At 63.7% G+C, this 21,583-nt stretch carries 23 protein-coding genes; 8 read left to right on the forward strand and 15 right to left on the reverse strand.

Annotated features, from left to right (window positions below; genetic code table 11):
• Window positions 1-34 precede the first annotated feature (34 nt).
• The 3 genes from R6G97_RS01245 to R6G97_RS01255 all read left to right on the forward strand — a co-directional run bounded on the left by R6G97_RS01245 (window position 35) and on the right by R6G97_RS01255 (window position 2,959).
• Window positions 35-358 carry a hypothetical protein gene (locus R6G97_RS01245; RefSeq protein ID WP_317847714.1) on the forward strand — a complete coding sequence of 108 codons (324 nt, stop codon included), beginning with the start codon at window positions 35-37 and terminating at the stop codon, window positions 356-358.
• Between the two features lie 151 nt (window positions 359-509).
• Window positions 510-2,243 (forward strand): dipeptidase, encoded by a 1,734-nt coding sequence (locus R6G97_RS01250; protein ID WP_102081133.1) that lies wholly within the window; start codon window positions 510-512, stop codon window positions 2,241-2,243.
• 278 nt (window positions 2,244-2,521) lie between these two features.
• Window positions 2,522-2,959: a CBS domain-containing protein gene (locus R6G97_RS01255; protein ID WP_043208206.1), complete on the forward strand. Its 438-nt coding sequence runs from the start codon at window positions 2,522-2,524 to the stop codon at window positions 2,957-2,959.
• Window positions 2,960-3,047: 88 nt separating this feature from the next.
• Here the strand turns inward: R6G97_RS01255 and R6G97_RS01260 are convergent, their stop codons facing one another.
• The 3 genes from R6G97_RS01260 to R6G97_RS01270 form a co-directional block, all read right to left on the reverse strand.
• Window positions 3,048-3,686, reverse strand: a complete 639-nt coding sequence (locus tag R6G97_RS01260) for a hypothetical protein (RefSeq protein ID WP_043208204.1) — start codon at window positions 3,684-3,686, stop codon at window positions 3,048-3,050.
• Window positions 3,687-3,756: 70 nt separating this feature from the next.
• Window positions 3,757-3,999 carry a DUF2789 domain-containing protein gene (locus R6G97_RS01265; RefSeq protein WP_043208202.1) on the reverse strand — a complete coding sequence of 81 codons (243 nt, stop codon included), beginning with the start codon at window positions 3,997-3,999 and terminating at the stop codon, window positions 3,757-3,759.
• 60 nt (window positions 4,000-4,059) lie between these two features.
• The gene (locus tag R6G97_RS01270; RefSeq protein WP_043208200.1) at window positions 4,060-4,518 is read right to left on the reverse strand and encodes an aminoacyl-tRNA deacylase; all 459 of its coding nucleotides are present in this window, start codon (window positions 4,516-4,518) and stop codon (window positions 4,060-4,062) included.
• A 96-nt stretch (window positions 4,519-4,614) separates the two neighbouring features.
• Between R6G97_RS01270 and R6G97_RS01275 the strand changes: the two genes are divergently transcribed.
• Window positions 4,615-5,961 carry an NfeD family protein gene (locus R6G97_RS01275; protein ID WP_317847715.1) on the forward strand — a complete coding sequence of 449 codons (1,347 nt, stop codon included), beginning with the start codon at window positions 4,615-4,617 and terminating at the stop codon, window positions 5,959-5,961.
• 2 nt (window positions 5,962-5,963) lie between these two features.
• Complete coding sequence (locus tag R6G97_RS01280; RefSeq protein ID WP_043208196.1) at window positions 5,964-6,716, forward strand: slipin family protein; 753 nt, start codon at window positions 5,964-5,966, stop codon at window positions 6,714-6,716.
• A gap of 55 nt (window positions 6,717-6,771) precedes the next feature.
• On the opposite strand, the gene R6G97_RS01285 is transcribed toward R6G97_RS01280, so the two are convergent.
• The 3 genes from R6G97_RS01285 to R6G97_RS01295 form a co-directional block, all read right to left on the reverse strand.
• Entirely contained in the window at window positions 6,772-7,404 is a 633-nt protein-coding gene (locus tag R6G97_RS01285) for a LysE family transporter (protein ID WP_090344276.1), read from the reverse strand.
• A gap of 119 nt (window positions 7,405-7,523) precedes the next feature.
• Window positions 7,524-8,111 (reverse strand): mechanosensitive ion channel family protein, encoded by a 588-nt coding sequence (locus R6G97_RS01290; RefSeq protein ID WP_070572070.1) that lies wholly within the window; start codon window positions 8,109-8,111, stop codon window positions 7,524-7,526.
• A complete protein-coding gene (locus R6G97_RS01295) occupies window positions 8,111-10,021 on the reverse strand; it encodes an ATP-binding cassette domain-containing protein (protein ID WP_043208189.1) in 1,911 nt (636 codons plus the stop codon). The genes R6G97_RS01290 and R6G97_RS01295 overlap by 1 nt, the downstream gene beginning before the upstream one ends.
• A 69-nt stretch (window positions 10,022-10,090) precedes the next feature.
• Here R6G97_RS01295 and R6G97_RS01300 point away from each other — a divergent pair, with 69 nt between their 5' ends.
• Window positions 10,091-10,573, forward strand: coding sequence for a TIGR02444 family protein (locus tag R6G97_RS01300; protein WP_317847716.1), 483 nt, complete (start codon window positions 10,091-10,093; stop codon window positions 10,571-10,573).
• On the opposite strand, the gene R6G97_RS01305 is transcribed toward R6G97_RS01300, so the two are convergent.
• Window positions 10,549-11,634 carry an AlgP family protein gene (locus R6G97_RS01305; protein ID WP_317847717.1) on the reverse strand — a complete coding sequence of 362 codons (1,086 nt, stop codon included), beginning with the start codon at window positions 11,632-11,634 and terminating at the stop codon, window positions 10,549-10,551. The two genes, R6G97_RS01300 and R6G97_RS01305, sit on opposite strands and share 25 nt — an antisense overlap.
• Window positions 11,635-11,858: 224 nt before the next feature.
• On the opposite strand from R6G97_RS01305, the gene R6G97_RS01310 reads away from it, so the two are divergent.
• A complete protein-coding gene (locus R6G97_RS01310) occupies window positions 11,859-12,521 on the forward strand; it encodes an FKBP-type peptidyl-prolyl cis-trans isomerase (protein ID WP_090344264.1) in 663 nt (220 codons plus the stop codon).
• Window positions 12,522-12,530: 9 nt separating this feature from the next.
• Here R6G97_RS01310 and R6G97_RS01315 read toward each other — a convergent pair whose 3' ends face one another.
• The 7 genes from R6G97_RS01315 to R6G97_RS01345 all read right to left on the reverse strand — a co-directional run bounded on the left by R6G97_RS01315 (window position 12,531) and on the right by R6G97_RS01345 (window position 18,899).
• A complete protein-coding gene (locus R6G97_RS01315) occupies window positions 12,531-13,001 on the reverse strand; it encodes an Rsd/AlgQ family anti-sigma factor (RefSeq protein WP_043213381.1) in 471 nt (156 codons plus the stop codon).
• A gap of 231 nt (window positions 13,002-13,232) precedes the next feature.
• Window positions 13,233-13,739 (reverse strand): disulfide bond formation protein B, encoded by a 507-nt coding sequence (locus R6G97_RS01320; protein ID WP_043213384.1) that lies wholly within the window; start codon window positions 13,737-13,739, stop codon window positions 13,233-13,235.
• A gap of 221 nt (window positions 13,740-13,960) precedes the next feature.
• The gene (locus tag R6G97_RS01325) at window positions 13,961-15,199 is read right to left on the reverse strand and encodes a heme biosynthesis protein HemY (RefSeq protein WP_317847718.1); all 1,239 of its coding nucleotides are present in this window, start codon (window positions 15,197-15,199) and stop codon (window positions 13,961-13,963) included.
• On the reverse strand, window positions 15,196-16,296 hold the full coding sequence (locus R6G97_RS01330; RefSeq protein WP_043213388.1) for a uroporphyrinogen-III C-methyltransferase: 1,101 nt from the start codon (window positions 16,294-16,296) through the stop codon (window positions 15,196-15,198). Before R6G97_RS01330 ends, R6G97_RS01325 begins: the two co-directional genes overlap by 4 nt.
• Window positions 16,297-16,341: 45 nt before the next feature.
• The gene (locus R6G97_RS01335; RefSeq protein ID WP_317847719.1) at window positions 16,342-17,112 is read right to left on the reverse strand and encodes a uroporphyrinogen-III synthase; all 771 of its coding nucleotides are present in this window, start codon (window positions 17,110-17,112) and stop codon (window positions 16,342-16,344) included.
• The gene (gene hemC, locus R6G97_RS01340; protein WP_043213392.1) at window positions 17,109-18,050 is read right to left on the reverse strand and encodes a hydroxymethylbilane synthase; all 942 of its coding nucleotides are present in this window, start codon (window positions 18,048-18,050) and stop codon (window positions 17,109-17,111) included. The genes R6G97_RS01335 and hemC overlap by 4 nt, the downstream gene beginning before the upstream one ends.
• 105 nt (window positions 18,051-18,155) lie before the next feature.
• Window positions 18,156-18,899: a LytR/AlgR family response regulator transcription factor gene (locus R6G97_RS01345; RefSeq protein WP_043213393.1), complete on the reverse strand. Its 744-nt coding sequence runs from the start codon at window positions 18,897-18,899 to the stop codon at window positions 18,156-18,158.
• A 308-nt stretch (window positions 18,900-19,207) separates the two neighbouring features.
• On the opposite strand from R6G97_RS01345, the gene argH reads away from it, so the two are divergent.
• On the forward strand, window positions 19,208-20,602 hold the full coding sequence (gene argH / locus R6G97_RS01350) for an argininosuccinate lyase (protein ID WP_070572082.1): 1,395 nt from the start codon (window positions 19,208-19,210) through the stop codon (window positions 20,600-20,602).
• Between the two features lie 196 nt (window positions 20,603-20,798).
• Here the strand turns inward: argH and R6G97_RS01355 are convergent, their stop codons facing one another.
• Window positions 20,799-21,458 (reverse strand): glutathione S-transferase, encoded by a 660-nt coding sequence (locus tag R6G97_RS01355; protein ID WP_317847720.1) that lies wholly within the window; start codon window positions 21,456-21,458, stop codon window positions 20,799-20,801.
• Window positions 21,459-21,583 lie beyond the last annotated feature (125 nt).

The raw sequence follows: 21,583 nt of genomic DNA on the forward strand, positions 1-21,583 counted from the left end.
GCAGCATCGGGGCGCCTACTGCAGAGATCACACCATGCTACGACTGATCACGCTGGCCGCAGCGGGCCTGCTGCTGAGCGGCTGTCTGAAAGAAGAAGCCGAGTTCCCCACCGTCGACCTGCATGGTCGGCTGGTCGTCGATCAAGCGATGACCGACTCGCGTCAGGCACAGGGCATCCAGGGCGAGTATTTCAAACGCGTCCTGAGCGTCAACGGCCAGGACATGGATTTTGGCGACTTCGTCAAGCAATATTGCCCGGACAGCAACATCCGCAACGAAACCTGCATCAAGGCTTTTCGTATCAAGAAAATCGACGATGTCAGTGGCGCTACGCGGTTCTTGCCCAACGGGCTCTGATTACGCAGACCCCAACTCACAAAGGCCCAGGTCACGACCTGGGCCTTTTCGTTGCTGTGACACCCTCCCGCCTCCAAGTCATTGATGTTAGCGTGAGCATCCACGTGCGCCCTGCACGGACATTCACGATTCGCGAAGGAGTGCGACATCCATGTATCTCAGAAAACTCGCTGCCACGACGCTGTTGCTGGCCGGCATTGGTTTTTACAGCCTCCAGGCCCAGGCCAACCTCTCCGTGCAGCAGTCCAGTGCCATTCTCACGGCCTTCGAAGGCCAGGAACCAACGGACTTCAAACAGTTCATCGGCAAGCTCAACGACAGCCACCTGGCCAAGGCCGACACGCTGAACGAAACCCTGACGACCTACCTGGCCGGCAAGCCGCTCAACGCTGATCAGCAAAACGAGATCAACCGACTGCTCGGCCTGTACACCCGGATCAAATACGGCAAGGCAGCCACCGAAACCCTGCGCGAGCTGGTGGCCATTCCGACCTTCCAGGTCGAGGGCGTTCCGCAGCACGAGAATCCGCAGTTCCTCAAAATCGCCGAAAAGATCAAGACCCTGGCCGAGGGCTTCGGTCTGAAGTTCCGCAACATCGACAACCGGGTCTATGAAATCTCCCTGGGGGACAACGACAAGGAAGTCGTCGGTATCCACGCCCACGCCGATGTGGTGCCGGTGAACCCGGATAACTGGAAACTCGAAGACGGCACGCGCCTGGACCCGTTCAAGGTGACCCTGGTAGGGGACCGCATGTACGGGCGTGGCACCGAGGACGACAAGAACGGCATCGTCGTGGCGCTGTACGCGCTCAAGGTGGCCAAGGACGAAAAACTGCCGCTGGCCCGGCAGTTCAAGCTGCTGGTGGACACCACTGAAGAAACCAGCGGTGATGCCATCCCCTACTATTTCGCCCGCAACCCGGTGCCCAACTACAACCTGGCGCTCGATGGCGGCTATCCAGTGGTGATCGCCGAAAAAGGCTATGGCACCGTTATGGCGAGCTTCCATCGGCGTCCGGCCACCGGCACGGGCGCGGAAGTCACCACACTCACCGGTGGCCTGGCCACCAACCAGATCCCCACCACTTCGGTGGCGACCCTGCTCGGCGACAATCCCGCCGCCCTGGCCGATGCCCTGAACAAGGCAGGCGCCGAGTACGTCAAGCGCAACGGTGGCGACTTCACCATCGACGCCAAGGTGGCCGGCAAGGAAGTGATCCTCACGGTGACCGGTGTCTCGGCCCACTCTTCGGAGCCTGAATCGGGCGTCAACCCGGTTTCGCGGATGCTCGTCTTCCTCAATGGCCTGGGCAACCAAGTGCCCCTCAAGCAAAACCACATCACCGATGCGGCGCGCTATGCGGCAGACAACTGGGGGCTGGACTACCTGGGCAAACAGCTGGGCGTGAACTTCGAAGACAAGTTCATGGGGCCGCTGACCGCCTCGCTGACCTACGTCGGGCTCGACCAGAAAGCCCTCAAGCTTGCGGTGAACCTGCGCATCCCCAAAGGCAAGCCGCTGCCCACCCTCAAGGACGAGCTGGCCGACAAGCTGGGCAACTGGGCGCGCGGCAGCCACACCTCGGTGGCCTTCGAGTACAGCCTCGACGAGCCGATGTACCGCAACCCCGAGGGTGAATGGGTCAAGGCCCTGCTGGATGTGGCCAGCCAGAACCTGGGCCTGCCTCACGAGTTCGGCACCTCTGCTGGCGCCACCTCGGTGCATGACCTGCCTAACGGCGTGCAGTTCGGCCTGGCGATGCCCAACGTGAAGTACACCGGGCACAACGACAACGAGTTCAAGACCGTGGAGCAGTTCATGCTGGATCTGCAGATCGTCAGTGAGATGATCGCGCGGATTGGACAGATGCCCAAACTCTGATCGGCATTCTGCAAGCCGTGCCGGTTGCCCACTCCCACATTGTCCATCCAAGGCCTTGTGGGAGCGGCTGTCTTGAATGCCTTGATCCTATTGAGCCTGGGGCCGCTGTGCGGTCCATCGCTGTGCTGGCCTGTTACAGATGCGCGCGAGCAGGCCTTTTAAAGATCACATGACGTTTTTCAATCGAGTCCATGCCGTTTCCTGCATTGCCGTGCAGGCTGGCGTGCCGGATGCTTTAGTTATTCCGACACATCGGTTTTCACCCCGCAGAGGCCCGTATGAAGAACGTCGAACAAATCCTCAAGACCAAGTCCCAACATCAGACCGTCTACACCATCGGCCCTGACGACTCGGTGCTCGACGCCCTGAAGCTGCTGGCGGAGAAGAACGTCGGTGCCTTGCCGGTGGTGGAAAACAACCAAGTGGTGGGGATCGTCAGTGAGCGCGACTACGCCCGCAAGCTGGTGCTCAAGGGGCGCTCATCGGCGGCGACGCCAGTGCGCGAGATCATGAGTGCGCCGGTGGTCACGGTCGAGCCCAGGCAGAGCCTGGAGTACTGCATGAACCTGATGACCGACCGGCACCTGCGCCACCTGCCAGTGGTGAGCAACGGCGAGTTGCTCGGCCTGCTGTCGATCGGCGACTTGGTCAAGGAAACCATCGCCGAACAGGCCAATCTCATCATGCAGTTGGAGCAGTACATCCGCGGTGATTGATACCCGCTGAGTGGCCGCACTCGTCCGTCCGGTTCTCAGGGCTGCTGTGCTCCCTCGCAGCGACTCCATGGCGCTTGGCTCCCAGACGCTAGTGGTATGCGCGCTCCAGCTCGTCCAACTGGTGGTCGAAGCTGCGCAGGCGCGCTGACCAGGTGTACACCAACACCTCAAGGTCCCGATTGAGCACCGCGGTATTGCCGCCATCGCGGCCCTGGGGGTCGCACAGGTCCAGCTGATAGCGCTCGCGCGCCATGGCCGTGGCTACGCTGGAAAGGTCGCGGGCGTTGGCCAACCAGCGGTGTTGATGGTCACGGATCTCGCGGTCCAGTTCCCGGCACTGACGCTTGAGCGCGTCCAGACTCTGCTCCAGGGGTGTGCCCTTGAGCTCACCCATGACCTCTTCGAAGGTCCGCCCTGAATGCCAGTAGCTACCCCAGAAATAGCGATCGAAAACCGTCTCGACCCGACGCAGGGCGACCTTGGTGTTCCAGATGGTCACCAACGTATGCCCCTGGATCACCTCGCGCTTGTTCAAGCGCAACTGTTGCCAGGCGCTCCAGGCCAGAGCGCAAAGCGCCACCGCCGCCGTGATGGCGGCGGCGGCATACATGAACTGCAGCGCGTGGTCCATGGAGTGGACGTGGCGGATGCCGTAGAAGTAACCGGCCGTCAGCGTGCCCAGGATCGTCACGGAGCACCAGAAGCCTGATGCGTAGGGATCTTTCATCGCGCTATCCCCTGTTGTTTTACCTGAGCATAGCAACGGCCAATTCACCCATCAGGTGCCGCTCGGCGCTTTATTTGCGGGGGCGACGCAAGGCCTCGTTGAGTTGATCGAACGGCACGGCCCAATCGGCATCCTCTATCACGCTCTCCTTGAGAAAGGCCCGCTGGGCCTCGGTCCAGAACGGCGCATCCACCAGTTTGATCTCGTTCTTGAGTGGTGAATGCGTGGTGATGAACTTGTCGATGCTCTCGGCATCGTCCGCCAGCCCCAGTTGCTTGAACAGTTCGGCGAATGGATGGTTCGGTGCTTCCATGGTGCCTCCTCGGGCCGGGCGGCCGTCCACGACGCCGGCCCGGCAGTGGGTTGATGATCATCAGCACAGTTCGCGCACTTCGGCGCGGGGAACCAGCTTGAGGTATTGCTCCATGCTCATGTGGATCAGGTGATCGTGATCCCCCGCCTCCAGATAGACATCACCCTGGCGGGTAAGGCTCGGGTCGAGCAGCATTTTTATGTCATAGGCATCGCCCAGGGCTGGCACAGCGCCGCGCTCGCAGTCGCCGAACAGACTCGGCAGGCCGCTTTCACGGGTCAGTTGCCAGGCGCCGGACATACGCACCTTGCTCATGTCCAGATGGCGGTTGGCCGGTAGCACGGCCATGATGTAGTTGCCATGCCGGTCATCGAGCATCACCGACTTGGCGACCCGCTCGGCAGGTACGCCGGCCGTGCGCGCCGATTCCAGGCTCGTGGCCGAGTGAGGATGGGGAATGATGTCGTAGTCGCAGTTGGCCTTGTCCAGGCGCTGCTGCAGGGTTTTGGCCATACGCATGATGCACCTCCGGTTTACCCCCATCTAGGAAGTTTAGGCCGAGGTCCGGCGGGTACGACTAAACTTCGGTGACAGGCCCGGACAAGGTGACGACAGGTGATCGCTCGCGGCTGGCGCTGGCTGCTGCTGATGCTCGTGCTCGGCATGGTTCCGAGTGGCTTTGCAGCGCCCGGTGCCAGCGTCTGGTTGCTGGATGTCGACGATGCCATCGGCCCAGCCACTGCCGACTACCTGGTACGCGGCCAGGAACAGGCACAGGCACAAAACGCGCAACTGGTGGTGATCCGCCTGGACACCCCGGGCGGGCTGGACAGCGCCATGCGCCAGATCATCAAGGCGATTCTCGCAAGCCCCGTGCCCGTGGCCAGCTTCGTCGCCCCCAGCGGGGCCCGGGCAGCCAGCGCCGGCACCTATATCCTCTATGCCAGCCACGTGGCCGCCATGGCGCCAAGCACCAATCTGGGCGCCGCCACGCCTGTGCAGATCGGGGCGGCACCGCCGGGCAAACCTGAGCCCAACGCGCTGCGCGAAGACGACACCCTGGCGCGCAAGCAGGTCAATGATGCCGCCGCGTACATTCGCGGTCTGGCCCTGCTGCGCGGGCGCAACGCCGAGTGGGCAGAGAAGGCCGTGCGCGAGGCGGTCAGCCTGTCGGCCAGCGAGGCGGTGCGCATCAAAGTCATCGACCAACTGGCCGATGACCTCCCGGACCTGTTGAAGCAACTGGACGGCAAGACCTTCATCGCTGCCGGCCAGCCGCGCCAGTTACACACCGCCGGCGCCGCCATCGTCGAACACCTGCCGGACTGGCGCACCCGACTGCTAGCAGTGATCACCAATCCCAGCGTGGCGCTCATCCTGATCATGATCGGGATCTATGGCTTGCTGTTCGAGTTCATGAACCCGGGCTCCGGCGTCGGCGGTGTGATCGGTGGCATCTGCCTGCTGCTGGCCCTGTACGCCATGCAGTTGCTGCCGGTGAGCTATGCGGGGGTAGCGCTGATCCTACTGGGCGTGACCTTCATGGTCGCCGAGGCGTTCTTGCCGAGCTTCGGTGTGGTCGGCTTCGGCGGCATCGTCGCGTTCGTGGTCGGCGCGGTGATTCTCATGGACACCGACGCGCCGGGCTTCGGCATTCCCCTGGGGCTGATCGTCGCCTTGGCGGCGGTCTCGGCACTGTTGCTCGGCGGCGTCTTGGGCATGGCCATCAAGGCCAGGCGCCGCGCCTTGGTCAGTGGCGATGCCGGGCTGGTGGGCAGCTTGGTCACGGTGACCCAGGTGGTGGCAGACAATCCGTTCTGCGGCTCTGTGCAGGCCCAGGGCGAACAATGGCAAGTCCAGTGCGCGACCCCACTGCAGCCTGGCCAACATGTGCGCGTGACGGCCCGCCATGGCGTGATGCTGGAGGTCAGTGCCACCGCGCCCTGCGCGCAAGGAGAGTGAAGATGTTCGTTCAATTCGGTTTTGGCGCCTTGCTGGCGGTCATCGGCCTGCTGTTGCTGTCGGCCCTGCGCATCCTGCGCGAGTACGAGCGGGGCGTGGTGTTCCAACTGGGGCGCTTCTGGCAGGTCAAAGGGCCGGGCTTGATCATCCTGATCCCGGGGATCCAGCAGATGGTGCGGGTCGATCTGCGCACCGTGGTACTCGACGTGCCGCCCCAGGACGTGATCACCCGCGACAACGTCTCGGTCAAGGTCAATGCCGTGTTGTACTTTCGCGTGCTCGACCCGCAGAAGGCGATCATCCAGGTGGAAGACTTTCTCAGCGCCACCAGCCAGCTGGCCCAGACCACCCTGCGCGCGGTACTCGGCAAGCATGAGCTGGACGAACTGCTGGCCGAGCGTGAGCAGCTCAACTTGGACATACGCCAAGTGCTCGACGCGCAGACCGATGCGTGGGGCATCAAGGTGGCCAACGTCGAGATCAAGCACGTTGACCTCAATGAATCGATGGTTCGGGCCATCGCCCGTCAGGCCGAAGCCGAGCGTGAACGGCGGGCCAAAGTGATCCACGCCGAAGGTGAACTGCAGGCCTCGGAGAAGCTGATGCAGGCGGCGCAGATGTTGAGCAAGGAGCCAGGGGCGATGCAGTTGCGCTACATGCAGACGCTGGGGGCGATTGCCGGGGACAAGAGCTCGACCATCGTGTTTCCGCTGCCGGTGGACTTGCTCAAGGGGTTGGTCGATAAGCCCCGTTGATCCTCACTGCAGCCCCCACCGGCTCGAAGCCAAGCCTGTGGGGGCTGCGAACGGTTCAGACCGGCGCGCGGCGCAAGGTCGCCAGAAACGCCGCCGCACCGATGAACAGGCCGGCAAACGTGCGGTTCATGCGCTTTTGCTGCTTGGGCGTGCGCAGCAACCGCAGTACGCGGGCCGCCAGGCCGGTGTAGCCGGCCATGACCAGCATGTCCACGGTGATCATGGTGGCGGTGATGGCCAGGTACTGGGGTACCAGCGGCGCATGCGGATTGATGAACTGCGGCAACACCGCGAGCATGAACACCAGTGCCTTGGGGTTGCTGACGTTGACCAGGAAACCGCGGAACACCAGGCTCATCGGCTTGCCGATAGGCCGCACGCCCGAGGTGTCATTCATGTCCATGGGCAAGGCGCGCCACTGTTTGTAGGCCAGGTACACAAGGTAAGCGACGCCGAACCATTTGATGAGCTGGAAGGCGGTGGCCGAGGCGGCAAGGATGGCGCCCACACCGGCGGCGATCACGGCGATCTGCACGATCAGGCCCAGTTGCAGGCCCAGGGCATTCCAGTAGCCACGCCAGAACCCGTACTGCAGCCCGCTGGACATCGAGGCGATGGCCCCGGCACCCGGCGACAGGCTGATTACCCAGCACGCGGCAAAGAAGGCCAACCAGGTTTCCATCGACATCGCACACCTCGCTCTGACATATGTTGCAAAACGTAAAGCTAAGGGGTTGGTGAAAAAATCACCAGCGATTTTTCGTGGCTTCTGTCATCCCCACGAAGACACCAACACGGTCCAACGCGTCAATCCGCTTCGACCGGCTCGCCCTTCGACACCGTAGCCACTTCGGTCCCACGCCACCGGCGCACGGCTTTCTGGAAGAACTGACTGTTCGGCACCTGCACCAGCGCCCCGCCCGCCTCGGGCGTTTCCATCAGCGTGGTGTACAACAGGTTGATGGCAATCACCCGGCCCTTGACCCCCGGCTTGTCGAGGGTGTCCACCAGCTCGACCACATCACCGATACGGAACGGTCCGACGGTGAAGATCAGCACCGCGCACAGCAGGTTGGAGAGCACGCTCCAGATGGCGAAGAACGCCACCGCCGCCACCGCGACAAAGCCTGACAGCGCCGTCCACAGCACCGTGGCCGAAACGCCCAGACGCTCGAGCACGAACAACAGCGCACTGCCCATGATCAGCCAGCGCAGACCGCCACGCACCGGCACCAGCAGCTCGGGTGGCAGCGGATAGCGGTTACCCAGCCGACTCAGCCCACGAGCGATCACACGCTGCAAGATGAACGCGGCGATCAGGATCAGCAGGATCTGCAGCCCAAGCCAGAACGCGTCCATCCATTGCCCTGGCAGCAGCGAGCGCAGTTCCTCCATCAGGACAACGCCTCCAGCTCGGCTTGCATGGCCTCGAGGGTTTCCAGCGCTTGCATCCAGGCTTCTTCCAGCTCGCCCTCGCGCTGCTTGAGCTTGGTCTGACGCGCCAACAAGTCACGCAGTTCGTCCTTGCGGGACGCCTCGTACAGACCACCATCGCCCAACGCCGTCTCGATCTCGGCCAATTGCCCATGCACTTGGTTCAGCTCGGCCTCGAGCTTCTCGGCGGCGCGCTTGTGCGGTGCCAGTTGCTGACGCAACGCGGCGGCGGCCTGACGCTGGGCCTTCTTGTCGGTCTTGTCCGGGTTGGCCGGGGCATTGCTGACCGGCGCACTGCGTTGGCGATAGTCGATCAACCACCGGCTGTAGTCGTCCAGGTCACCGTCGAAGGCTTCGACCTTGCCATCGGCCACCAGCAGGAAGTCGTTGGTGGTGCTCTTGAGCAGGTGACGGTCGTGGGAAACCACCACCACCGCGCCGCTGAACTCCTGCAGGGCCATGGTCAGGGCCAGGCGCATCTCCAAGTCCAGGTGGTTGGTCGGCTCATCGAGCAACAGCAGGTTCGGACGCTCCCAGGCGATCAACGCCAGGGCCAGGCGCGCCTTTTCGCCGCCGGAGAAGTTCACCACCGGCTCGTCGACGCGGTTGCCGTGGAAATCGAACCCACCGAGGAAGTCACGCAGGGTCTGCTCACGTTCGGCCGGCGCAATGCGCTGCAAGTGCAGTAGGGGGCTGGCCTTGTCGTCCAGGGAGTCGAGCTGGTGCTGGGCGAAGTAGCCCACCGCCAGGTTCTCACCCCGCACCAGGCGCCCGGCGATGGGTTCGAGCTCACCAGCGAGGTTCTTGATCAGGGTCGACTTGCCGGCGCCGTTAGGGCCCAGCAGGCCGATGCGTGCACCGGGCGCCAGCTGCAGCTTGACCTTCTCCAGGATGGCCTTGTCGCCATAGCCCAGACGGCCTTCGGAAAGGTCCAGCAGCGGGTTGGAGATTTTCTCCGACTCGCGGAAAACGAAGTCGAACGGCGAGTCCACATGGGCGGCAGACAGCTCCTCCATGCGCTCCAGGGCCTTGATCCGGCTCTGCGCCTGACGGGCCTTGGTGGCCTGGGCGCGGAAGCGCGCGATGTACTTTTCCATGTGCGCGCGGCGGGCCTGCTGCTTCTCATAGGCCTGTTGCTGCTGTGCCAGACGCTCGGCACGGGTGCGTTCGAAGGCGCTGTAGCCACCTTTGTAGAGGTTGAGCTTGCGCTGCTCGACATGCAGCACATGGTCGACCACCGCATCCAGGAAGTCGCGGTCGTGGGAAATCAGCAGCAGCGTGCCGGGATAGCCCTTGAGCCAGTCCTCCAGCCAGAGGATTGCGTCCAGGTCCAAGTGGTTGGTGGGCTCGTCGAGCAGCAGCAGATCGGATGGACACATCAGGGCCTGTGCCAGGTTCAGGCGCATCCGCCAACCGCCGGAGAAGTCGCCGACGCGTCGGTCCATCTGCTCGGTGGTGAAGCCCAGACCTGCCAGCAGCTTACGCGCGCGGGCATCGGCGGTGTAACCGTCGGCGCTGTCGAGCTCACTGTGCAGACGCGCTACGGCGGTGCCATCGTGGGCTGCCTCGGCGACAGCCAGGTCAGCCTGGATCTTGCGCAGGCGTACGTCGCCGTCGAGCACATAGTCCACCGCCAGGCGATCGAGGGTGTCGACCTCCTGGCGCATGTGGGCGATGCGCCAATCGCCAGGCAGTTGGCAGTCGCCTGCATCGGGCGATAGCTCACCGCGCAGCAAGGCGAACAGGCTGGATTTTCCGGCACCGTTGGCGCCGATCAGGCCGGCCTTGTGACCGGCGTGCAGGGTCATCTCGGCGCCTTCTAGCAAGCGCTGCGGACCACGCTGTAAAGTGAGATTCGATAGTCTGATCATGATGGTCGCGGAGTCTATCAGCTTCCCTTCTGGGCACACAGGCCACCTTGACCACTGGCGAGTCCGAACATGCAGAACGAATTGTGGAATCACGCCTTGGCGCTGTATCGCCAGCCCGGGGTCGAAGCGGCCTGCCTTGCACTGCAAGGGGCAGGCGCGGATGTCTGTCTGCTGCTTTGCGGGACTTGGCTACAGGCCCGCCGTGTCGCACCCGATGCGATGCGCGCGGCTGCGCTACAAGCCATTGCCGGCCCATGGCAGCAACAGGTCATAGCTCCCCTGCGCGTGCTGCGCCAACAATGGCGCGAAGCGGCGCAAGGCGATGCGCAGTTGGCGTCGCTGCGCGAGCAGGTGAAGGGATTGGAGCTGGAAGCGGAGCGCACGTTGCTGGCGCGTTTGCAGGCGTGTGCGGGGCAATGGCCTGCGGACCCGAGCGGCCCGCCAGGCGATTGGCTGCAATGGCTGGTGCCCGAGCAAGCCCGTGGCCACGACGCGCTGAATCAGCTGCGCGCCGTGGCCAATGGGCGTCAGGAGGCCGACGGCGCCGACTGAGCCGGGGTGCTGGCCGGTGCTGGCGACGCGGCGGCAGGCGCTGCCGAGTTGGTCGCTGGCGCAGGGCTGCTGGTCACCGGTGCGGCAGGCTTGGCTTCTGCTGGCTTGCTGGCGGCAGGCTTGGCCGCAGCTGGTTTGGCCGGGGCCTTACGCGCAGCAGGCTTGGCAGCCGTGGTCTTGGTTGCGGCTGGTTTGGCGGTAGTCGCCCTGGCTGCGGCGGGCTTGGCTGCAGGCTTGGCGACGGCAGGTTTGGCGGCAGTCGGCTTAGCGGCGGCTTTGGCAGCGGGCTTGGCGGCGGCGGTCTTGGTCGTAGCCGGCTTGGCGGTGGCCTTGGCAGCGGCAGGTTTTGCGGCAGGTTTTGCAGCCGCGGTACGGGCGGCAGCCGGCTTGGCGGCGGCTTTGGCTGGGGCCTTGGCCGCAGGCTTGGCAGCGGCTTTCGCCGGGGCCTTGGCCGCAGTCTTGGCAGCGGCTTTCGCCGGGGCCTTGGCCGCAGGCTTGGCAGCGGCTTTCACCGGCGCCTTGGCAGCGGGCTTGGCGGCTGCGGTCTTGGCAGCGGCGGTTTTGGCGGTGGGTTTTGCGGCTGGTTTTGCAGTCGCCTTGGCAGCCGGACGGGCAACGGCTTTAGTCACTGCCGGCTTGGCAGGTGCCTTAGCGGCCGACGCGCGCTGGTCGAGCGCCTTGCTGGCAGCCTCGCGCACTTTGCCAACACCCTGCGCAAGTTTCAGGCTTTCCTGAGCGTCACGTTTAAGTTGTTGAATATAAGTGCGAGTCTGCGCCTGACGCTCCTTGAGCGAGTCGAGCAACTCCTCAAGTTCAGCGGACACTTTATGTGCCTTGTTCTGAGCCTTGGCTTTACCGGCCTTGGCGGCGTCCTGCAACTTCAGGCGTGCGTTGTGCAGTTTTTCCTGGGCTTTGCCGCGCTGTTTTTCCAACTTGGCCAGCAGTTTCTCGGCATCCGCCAGCGCTTGCGAGCAGGCATCTTCCAAATGTTCGAGCAGACTACCCGAAAGTTGCTGGAGCAGGTGCAACGGCGTACTGACTGGCTTCTTCTTGGCCGACATGGTTTACCTCCTGGCTGACGAGATTGCGGCTCATACTATGCTTCTGCTGCTACCGCCGCTAGGGCATGTGGACAGTATTATGAACGCCGCGTTGCATGCCTGGGCAAAGTTGTCATCTTGCAGCTCGGTGCAAGTGTAGTTGCCCAATAAAGTGTTGCTGATATTTACACATCTTTGGCCAACAAGGCTGGCATACTTTGCGCTCATCGCAGCAGGAGTTGACCGTGCCTCGTTATCTTATTCTCGGCCTGTGCCTGACAGCGCCTTTGGCCTGGGCCAACCCTGAAGCATCCCCCTCCAACCACGACCTGGCGTACAGCCTTGGCGCCAGCCTGGGTGAACGCCTGCGTGACGAAGTGCCCGGCCTTGAGCTCGACGCTTTGGTCGAGGGCCTGCGCCAGGCCTACCAGGGCAAGCCACTGAAGCTCGACAAGCCGCGCATGCAAGCCATTCTCCAGCAACACGAAGAACAAGCCAGCGCGGCCGCCGAACAGGCCCAGATTGATAAAAGCCTGGCAGCGGAGAAACGCTTCCTGGCCAACGAGCGGGCGCGGGCCGGTGTCCACGAGCTGCCAGAAGGCATTCTTTACAGCGAGCTGGCAAGCGGTACGGGCAACTCACCCAAAGCCGGTGGCAAGGTCCAGGTACGCTACGTAGGAAAGCTGCCGGACGGCTCGGTGTTCGACCAGAACCAGCAGCCCCAATGGTTCAACCTGGACTCGGTGATCGAAGGCTGGCAAGTGGCATTGCCGCACATGAAGGCAGGGGCGAAGTGGCGCCTGGTGATCCCGTCGGCACAAGCCTATGGAGCCGAAGGTGCGGGCGACCTGATCGCGCCCTACACCCCCTTGGTCTTTGAAATCGAACTGCTGGCGGTGGCCGACTGACGCCTGCCCTCAGGCCTGCACCGCGCCCTCTTCCTTGTGCGCGTTGTGCAGTACCTCGATCAGGCAGTCCTCGAGTTCGAAGCGCTCGTGCAACAGGCTGCCGAGTTCGCCCAATTTCTTGGAGAAGCGCTCGGGGTCCTTGCACTCGCCCTTTTCGCAATGGTCGTTAAAGGCCAGTGCAATCTGGGTGATGTCGTTGATTCGCGGGTTGATCTGCTCGGCGAGCTGCAGCGCACCCTCGTCACCGAACGCCTTGGCCTCGGTGACCAGTTGCTCACTCACTTCGAAATGCCACGCCGAAACGTAGTCGACGAGCACCGCGCAAAAATCACGGTTTTTGTCTTTGTCGGCGAAGGCCGGTTTGGCGTCGCGCAAGGCGCGAAAGGCCTGGACCAGCTCCGCTCGTTCCTGGAGCCAACGGTCGATCAGCTTGTGAACCCCACCCCAGCGTTCCTGAGCGTTCTGACAACTATCGAGCATGGCGATCTCTTCCCTTCTGGGTAGATGCCGCTGCACCTCGTGCGCTAATACCGCGGCACAAAGGTGACATCAGCAGGACGGCATCGAGCAGTTGTGTTTTCGGTAAGCGTGCTGCGAGATTATTCCCGCACGTGCTGGGCTTCAAGGTACGCAGTGGACAAAGTTCATACAAGCGTTTAATACCCTGGCAGGACACCGCTGGTCGTGCGATCCCATGACATTTGTCGTGGATCAACCTTTGCCGAGTTGGCGCATGCGGTAGCCCAGCAACCAGCTCAGCGGAAGGGCCGACAAAGACAGGAACGCCAGCAGACTCCACTCGGGCAAGGTCAGGTCAACGAAGCTCCAGGTCAGCGAGGTGCAGTCGGGGCCACCCAGTACCAGCATCTTCAACGCCTGCTCCCACGACTGCTCCAGCATCCACGCGAACGGCATCTGGCAGGCATCGACCGTCAGCCCCGCCCCTTGCAACCAGACATGCCTGGATGCCAGCAGCGCCCCACTCAACGAACAACCCAGCGCCAGCACCGCATAGTTGCGCTTGCCGACCATGCCCGGCGAATGCAACACCGCACACATACACACCCATGCGTACAACCCAAGCAGCAATCGCTGACTGAAACACAGGGAGCACGGCACCAGGCCAAGGGTGTTTTCGAGACAGAACGAGGCAAGCAGGACCGCCGCCGAGGCGAAACCGCCAATCAGAAAAAAGGTGCGCAAGCGGGCCGGCAGCATGAGCGAGAAGGTCCCGGATCAAAATGAAGTAGCCCGGAACGGTAGTGGAAAGAGGCGCTTTGTTTCAAGGCGCTACAGGAGAGACAACTCCCTGATTGAAAAAGGAAAGTCTGCAACTTCGAGTAGGAGATTTCCGAAGAGAGTTAGCGTAAATGCCGCCAACCTAACAGGAGAAGTTACAGCGCCAGGTACCCACGGCTCGGCGTGGGTACCTGGTTCGGTCAGGCTCGCACGCCCTCGGGCAGTGGCAAAGCCAAGAGTCGCTCGTCCAGCAGGCCCAGCCCCTCCTGGAATAACTGATTACTGCGTTCGGTCTCACCCAGCCCGGCCAACAGCCGGGCCAGCTCAGCACAGGCTTCCGGATTGCGCTCCATACGCAGGCTGCTTTCGAGGTAGTCCCGGGCCTTGCCCCACAGTCGGTTCTGCAGGCTCAGACGGCCCAGGGTGAGCAGCAGGCTTGGGTCCTGCGGGTGGTCCTTGAGCCAGCCTTCGGCCGTTTGCAGCTGTCGGGCCGGATCGTCGCCGCGCACCAGCCCATACAGACGGGCCAGGTGGCTTTCGTATTGACGCTTGAGCGCCGTGCGCAGCACCTGTTCGGCTTCGCCCTGGGCACCGAGCTGGCGCAGCTGCTCAGCGTAGGCCGATACCAATTGCGCCTCCTGGCGCTGCGCCGCCGTAAGCTGTTGCCAGGCCCGCTCCAAGGCTTGGCGGGCAGCTTGGGCATCTTCGCCGCGGGTCGCCGCCAGGCCGAGGTTCTGACCCCAGGCGCGTTGCTCCAGCTCGGCGAGTTCCTTGGCCGGCAGCACTTTGCCTTTGCGCAGCTCCGGCAGCAGACGGATCAACGCCGACCAGTCACCTTGCTCCAGATGCAGGCGGTACAACAGGCGCAGCACCTGGTTGTTGTGAGGGTGACGCTCCTGCATGGCCAGCAGGGTTTCATGGGCACCGCCAATGTCGCCGCGATCCATCTGCAATTGCGCATGAGTCAGGGCGATGGCCAACTCGGCCTGGGGCTGACGCTCCAGGGCGCGCTCGAGCAGACTGTCGCTGTCTTCGACACGCCCCAGCTCATTGGCGGCTCGGGCCGCGCCAAGGTAGTAAAGCAATGGCTGGCGCTCGGCCTCGGCAGCGCGGTGCAGGTGGCGCTGGGCACTCGCCCAACGGCCTTCGGCAAGGTCCAGTTGCCCCTGCTCGATAGCGATGCGTGTACGACGGCTGCGGTTGCGCCGCGACCAGGGGTTGACCACACCGCTCGAAGTCAGCACCAGACCGATCAAGTAACGCACCAGCCAGAGCACCACGACAATGCCGACCAGCGCTGCCAAGGCCGCCCACAGTCCGGACTGGTAGCGGAACCCACCGTAGGCGACCAATACATAGCCACTGTGCTTGGCGACTGCGATGCCCAGTGCCGCGGCTATCACGATCGCCAGCACCGCCAGCAGGTAGACGCGCTTCATGGCTTGCCCCCTTCGGCTTCCGCTGGCAGGTGGCGACGCTGGATGTACGCCTGCACCGCGGCCAGGCTCTCGGACAGGTCAGGAGTGACCACCGAGACCGGCTGTTCGGCCAGTTCGTTGAGGCTGGCGAGCATGGCCTTGCTCTGCGGGTTGTCGGCGTTGAAATTGGCCAGCAATACGCTGCGGGCATCGTCCAAGGCCTGTGTATAGACCTTCGCTTGGCCGTTGAGCGCCGCCCATTGTGCCTGCTCGATGGTCAGACTCAGCGCCAGACGCAGCTGGTTGAGCGATTGTCCGGACAACAGCGGCCGCACGTTCTCGTCGGCGTTGAACTCGATCTGGAAGTACTTGGAAATCTCCGCCCACCATTGGGAGAGGCGGCTGGCGCCATCGCCATCGGCCGTCAGGGCGCCCAGGGCATCGGCCTTGGTTTCGAACTCAGGCGATTGTGCACTGAGCTGCTGGACCAGCTCGCGCTGGGCTGCCAGCTTGAGGAACAGACCGGTGCGGTCCGGCTGCTCGGTGCTGTTCAGGGTGGCCAGGCTGCGCGCCAGTTGTTCTCGGGCAGCGAATGCCCCAGGGTCGCTTTGCTCGCGAAGAATCTCGTCCGCCCCTTCGACCAGGGCCTTGGCGCTGGCGATGTCCTGCAGCGCAGAAAGACGCAGTGTCGCCAGGCGCAGCAGGTGCTCGGCCTCGGCCAGGCGCCATTCCTTGCGGCTCTCGCCCAGAATGGTTTCCAGACGCTGGTTGAGGCGTTGCTGGTCGCCCTGCAACTGTGCCACCAGGCGACGGCGGTCCTCCAGCTCGCTGGCCGCCGGCAGGGTGGCCAGTTGCGCGCTGATCTGCTGCTCGCGTTGTTGCAACGCCTCGGTGCGCTCGTTCAGGGCCTGCAGATGCTGGCCCTGGCCCTGCTCGCTGCCTTGCAGCTGACGGACCTGCCAGACACCCCAGCCACCGACGGCGACCCCTGCCGCGCCGAGCAGCAGGGCCAACAGTGCCAGGCCGTTGCCAGAGCGCTTGGCAGGCGTGGCGGAGGTGGATTCCGGCGTATCGGACGCCGTGGGTTGTTCGTTGTTGGACAAGACAGTTTCGCTCACGTATCCATCCTTTGCATGGGGGCGCGTCGCATTGAGCTTAGCGCCTTAGTCGGCAGGTGCAGTAGTTCGCTGCACGGCTGCCATCAAGGCCGCGGCATTGGCGCCACGGCAATCCACTATCTGTTGGGCGCCCAACGCCCTGGCTTGTTCGGCTACCCGCGGGCTCGGCACGAACAATGGCAGGCGCGCCAGGCGTGGCCAGTCGGCCCCCGCCAGCTGCAGCAGGTGCTCCAGCCCCTGCCCACTGCTGACCACCAGGCCATTCAGGCGTTCCGCCTCGATGCGGCGCAGCAGGGTGCCAGCCGGATACACCGGCAGGTTGCGTCGATACAGTTCCAGATAATCGACACTAGCACCTTGCTCTGCGAGACGCCCGGCCAGCAGTTCGCGACCTCCGACGCCCCTCGCGATCAAAACGCGAGGGGTGGCGGCCCGGTTCATAGCCTCGCGCAGGTGCGGTAGCGCGAGCAAGGCCTCGCTGTCGTCACCTTGCGCCGAAAAGTCAACTTTCAAGCCCTGCGCCTGCAGCACTTGCGCCGTGGCCGCCCCCACAGTGAACCAACCTTCTCGCGGCGGCTGCAGGCCGGCCTGGCCCAACTGCTCGAGTAACAGGCGCGCGGCTGGCTTGCTGACCACGATGATCACCTGGTAACCGTGCAAGTCCGCCAGGTATTGGCGCTGCCCGGCCTGCAGCGCCACCGGTTCGATGGCCAGCAAAGGCAGGCTGCTGCTGGCGATCCCTGCCTGCGCGAGGCTTTGCGCCAGCGCCTGGCACTCCTCTTCGGGGCGGGTCAGCAGCAGGCGCCAAGGGCTCACGGGTGCCCAGCCTCGCCGTAGACCTCCTTGAGGATGGCCTCGGCCCCCTGGCCAAGCAGATCTTCAGCGACCTGCACACCCAAAGCCTCGGCCTGGCCACGCGGGCCGCGGGCTTCGGCCACCAGCAACGTGCCGCCGCTGGGCTGGCCGACCAGGCCACGCAGCCACAGTTGCTCGCCTTCAAGTACCGCGTAGCAGGCGATCGGCACCTGGCAACCGCCGTTCAGGCGTTTGTTCAGCGCCCGCTCGGCCACCACGCGATCGGCGGTGTCGGTGTGATGAAGCGGCGCCAGCAAGGCGTGGATCGCCTGGTCCGCACTGCGGCATTCGATGCCCACCGCGCCCTGGCCACCGGCGGGCAGGCTCTCGTCGACGCTGATGGTGGAACTGATGCGGTCTTCGAAACCAAGGCGGATCAAGCCAGCCGCGGCGAGGATGATGGCGTCGTACTCGCCAGCATCGAGCTTGGCCAGGCGGGTATTGACGTTGCCGCGCAGGAAGCGGATCTGCAGGTCCGGGCGTCGCGCGAGCAACTGAGCCTGGCGGCGCAGGCTGGAGGTACCGACGATACTGCCGGCCGGCAGCGCATCGAGGCTGGCGAAGGTATTGGATACGAACGCATCGCGTGGATCTTCGCGCTCGCAGATGCAGTACAGGCCCAAGCCTTCAGGGAAGTCCATGGGCACGTCCTTCATCGAATGCACGGCGATATCGGCCTCGTGCTCGAGCAGGGCGGTTTCCAGTTCCTTGACGAACAGGCCCTTGCCGCCGATCTTCGACAATGGCGAGTCGAGCAGCTTGTCACCGCGGCTGACCATGGGCACCAGGGTCACGACCAGGCCAGGATGGGCCTCTTCCAGGCGGGCTTTGACATATTCGGCCTGCCACAGGGCCAGGGCACTTTTACGGGTGGCAATGCGGATTTCACGAGTGGACATGGAACGCCCCGATCCAGGAGAAATGCCGCCGATGATAACAGCTCCGCCAGCGCACCTAGCAGATTCAGGTCATCACCCGGCCTTCCCTGGCCGACATCCGCCGGTTCAGAGCGTCTGCATCATCTTGCGCACACCCGCCACGTGGCGGCGACTGACTGTCAGCGCATCGCCGTCGAGCCCTTTGAGGAACAGCTGGAAGTGCCCAAGCGGCGTGCGTTGCAGGCGTTCGATACGCTCCCGGGCGACCAGGGCGTTGCGGTGGATGCGCACGAAGCGCTCGCCGAACTCGTCCTCCAGGGCTTTGAGCGGCTCGTCCAGCAAGACCTCCCCGGCCTCGTGGCGCAAGGTCACGTACTTGTGGTCGGCAATGAAATAGATCACCTGGGGCAAGGGAATCAGCTCGATACCCTTGCGGGTCCGCGCACTGATATGACTGCGCGGGCCGCCGCCTTCATTGGCCGGGCGGGTGAGCGCGGCGAGCTGGGCGCGGTTGGGTTTGTCGGCCTTGCGCAAGGCTTCGCGCAGGGCCTGAGGCTGGATGGGTTTGGTCACATGGCTGAGGGTGCTTTCCCGGAAAGCCTGGCTTCCGTACTCGTCGTCACCGGTACAGAACACCACCGCCGGTGGCGCTTCGCGCTCGCACAGCCGGGCGGCCACCTGAAGGCCATCCAGACCAGGCATGCCGATGTCCAACAGCACCACATCAGGCTTGAGGCTGTCGATCAAGGCCAGGGCCTCCTCGCCGTTGGTGGCACTGGGCTCCAGCACGGTGTAGCCCTCCAGCTCGCCAAGCATCCGGGTCAGGCGTTCACGGGCCAGGGGTTCGTCATCAACGATCAGGACATTCATAATTACGCTGGATTCCTGAGTGAGTCTCGCATGGGTATAGCGTAGACAAGGTGTAGGGCGACCGACACGCGGTCACGCTCTAGACCGATGCGACGGCCAAAGATTCACTGGCCCGGCAGATTCGCCGCCAGTCCTCTGTCCAACTGTAGACGGTCCGTGGAACACTGCCGTTCAATCGTTGAATATCCCCACACACCGATTCACCCTGGGCTTTGCGAGATTTCTCTCGACCAGCGCCCTGCGGCGCGCGCTCCAACCCTGTTATGATCGGCGCCACTTTTTCGTTCACGCCTTCAACGAGTGAATCCATGAGCACCGACAAGACCAATCAGTCCTGGGGCGGCCGCTTCAGTGAGCCCGTCGACGCCTTCGTCGCCCGTTTCACCGCCTCGGTCGATTTCGACAAGCGCCTCTACCGCCACGACATCATGGGTTCGATCGCCCACGCCACCATGCTGGCGCAGGTCGGCGTACTCACCGACGCCGAGCGCGATGCCATCATCGACGGCCTGAAGACCATCCAGGGCGAGATCGAAGCGGGCAGCTTCGACTGGCGCGTCGACCTGGAAGACGTGCACATGAACATCGAGGCCCGCCTGACCGACCGCATCGGCATCACCGGCAAGAAGCTGCACACTGGCCGCAGCCGCAACGACCAGGTGGCTACCGACATCCGCCTGTGGCTGCGCGACGAGATCGACCTGATCCTGGCCGAGATCACCCGCCTGCAGCAGGGCCTGCTGGAGCAGGCCGAGCGCGAAGCCGAGACCATCATGCCCGGCTTCACCCACTTGCAGACCGCGCAGCCGGTGACTTTCGGTCATCACCTGCTGGCCTGGTTCGAGATGCTCAGCCGCGACTACGAGCGCCTGGTCGACTGCCGCAAGCGCACCAACCGTATGCCGCTGGGCAGCGCCGCGCTGGCCGGCACCACCTACCCGATCGACCGTGAGCTGACCTGCAAGCTGCTGGGCTTCGAGGCCGTCGCCGGCAATTCGCTGGATGGCGTCTCGGACCGCGACTTCGCCATCGAATTCTGCGCCGCGGCGAGCCTGGCGATGATGCACCTGTCGCGCTTCTCCGAAGAGCTGGTGCTGTGGACCAGCGCGCAGTTCCAGTTCATCGACCTGCCCGACCGCTTCTGCACCGGCAGCTCCATCATGCCGCAAAAGAAGAACCCGGACGTCCCGGAGCTGGTGCGTGGCAAGAGCGGCCGCGTGTTCGGCGCCCTGACCGGCCTGCTGACCCTGATGAAAGGCCAGCCGCTGGCCTACAACAAGGACAACCAGGAAGACAAGGAGCCCCTGTTCGACGCCGCCGATACCCTGCGCGACTCCCTGCGCGCCTTCGCCGACATGATTCCTGCGATCAAGCCCAAGCACGCCATCATGCGTGAAGCGGCCCTGCGCGGCTTCTCCACTGCCACGGACCTCGCCGATTACCTGGTCCGTCGTGGCCTGCCGTTCCGTGACTGCCACGAGATCGTCGGTCACGCGGTGAAGTATGGCGTCGACACCGGCAAGGATCTGGCCGAGATGAGCCTGGACGAACTGCGCCAGTTCAGCGATCAAATCGAGCAGGATGTCTTCGCCGTGCTGACCCTGGAAGGCTCGGTCAATGCGCGCAACCACATTGGCGGCACCGCACCGGCCCAAGTACGTGCAGCCGTGGCCCGCGGCAAGGCACTGCTGGCTTCGCGTTAAGCCGCTTCGCGAGGGTTTGCCCTCAGTCGCGGCAGTTCGGCGCCTCGATGAACTCACGCCCCCAGCGTTTTAGTGATTTCAGTGGGAGCGGGTTCATCGAGGTGCCGAACCGCCGCGAACACCGGCAAAGCCGGTGCCTTGCAGCACGATGGGTGATGAACCCGCTCCTCTTGGCCGCATACGGCCGCTACTTCTCTCAGCGCTTGCTGCGAACCATCTCCAGGAAAGCCGGCATCGCCGCCTCCTTGTCCGCCACGATCTTCGCCATGTGCGGGTTCGCCCCCAGCACCTCCAGCAATGCCTTGGCCTCGGGGAATTCGGCCAGGAAATCGACGTTCAGCACCTTCTTGCCCACTGCGCAGGCCAGGTCCACCGAGAAGCAGAACATCAGATCGGCCAGCGTCAACGTTTCGCCTGCCACGTAAGGGGCAAACTTGCCGTTGCGCTTGAGCGTGGCAAAACCGGCCAGCAGCTCGGTGCGGGCGCGCTCCTTGATCAGCGGCTCGACGGCCATACCGAAGAAAGCCTCGGAATAACAGGTCCGCGCCGGAAGCTCGATATACAGTTCGATTTCCTTGACCAGCTCCCGCACCTTGGCCTGTGCGAAGGCATCTGCCGGCAACAGCGGCTTACCGCTCTGGGTCTGCTCGATGTAATCGAGGATCACTGTGGTTTCGCTGAGAAAACCGTGCTCGGTCTCGAGCACCGGTACCTTGCCGCGGGGACTGATCGCCAGGGCTTGCGGGGTCTGATTGGGAACGAACAGCACCTCTTCGAATGGCAGGCCTTTCTCCAGCAAGGCCAGTTTGACCATGTTGTAGTAGTTGCTGACCGCGAATCCGTGAAGCTTGAGCATTGTTACAGCCTCCAGGCCGTGTGGGGATGGCCCGGCTTTTATAGACTCATCCCCAGGCTCTGACCAGCATCATCGACCCTATCGATGGCCAGGCATGGCCCGCGCAAGCATGGCAAACTGTGCAT

Source organism: Pseudomonas sp. HTZ2, assembly GCF_033173945.1.
In the GTDB taxonomy this organism is placed as follows: Bacteria; Pseudomonadota; Gammaproteobacteria; order Pseudomonadales; family Pseudomonadaceae; genus Aquipseudomonas; species Aquipseudomonas guariconensis.